Origin of the sequence: Kitasatospora griseola, assembly GCF_014648555.1 — a bacterium.
Lineage (GTDB): Bacteria > Actinomycetota > Actinomycetes > Streptomycetales > Streptomycetaceae > Kitasatospora > Kitasatospora griseola.
Genome location: NZ_BMRI01000117.1, coordinates 1 through 712, shown reverse-complemented (window position 1 = coordinate 712; position 712 = coordinate 1). Strand labels below are relative to the sequence as shown.

Genomic DNA, 712 nt, shown 5'->3' with positions numbered 1-712 from the left:
GGACGCGGCGGCCAAGGCCGGTGTCACCGGTGTGCTGTTCACCGTGGCCGGAACGGACGAGAACGCCGGCGTGGCCGCCGACGCACGCCGCCCCACGCACACACCGCTCAACTTCCCGGACACTGCCAACCTCCGGGTCAACACAGCGCTGGCGGTCAGGCCTGCCCGGCGGGTCCTCGACGCCCGGCTGGGCCTGAGCACGTTGATCGAGGAGATGCCGTTCGACCGAGCCAGCCATGTCGACCGCACAGAGCTGACCCGCACGGCAGCCGGTCAGACAGACCCCCAAGTTCGTCCGCCCCCGGCGCAGTTGCCCGCCGTAGCTGTCCGGTGGCAAGACCCGACGCGATGGCCTCAATGCTGCGCCGACCGCCGAGTTCGGTCCGGGGCCGGTGGCCCGCGCAGACATCGAGAGGCAGCAGGTGAGCGGCAGGAGGACACCCCGGACGGCGAACCGCGTCCGGCCTGAACAATAGGATCGGGCGCGACTGTTGCCCGACTCGGTGCGCGTCCTCGATATGGCTGGAGTGGAACTACTGGTGTGGGATTACAGCGGGTTCATGGACAAGGCCAGGCTCTACTTCTCCAGGGCGGCGCAGCACCCCCAGGCCGAAGACGACGCTGTTGCCCTGTTTCTGCTACTGAACTTGAATTTGTGATGTCGGCCTGGAGGGTGGTCAGCCGTCCATGATCAGGCCGGTGGCGGCGAGGC

General features: G+C 68.3%; 1 protein-coding gene. It reads left to right on the top strand.

The window, feature by feature from the left end; genetic code table 11:
- On the top strand, positions 1-469 hold a 469-nt coding region (locus IEZ12_RS39915; RefSeq protein ID WP_229848738.1), incomplete at its 5' end, for a hypothetical protein.
- Positions 470-712: the final 243 nt, after the last annotated feature.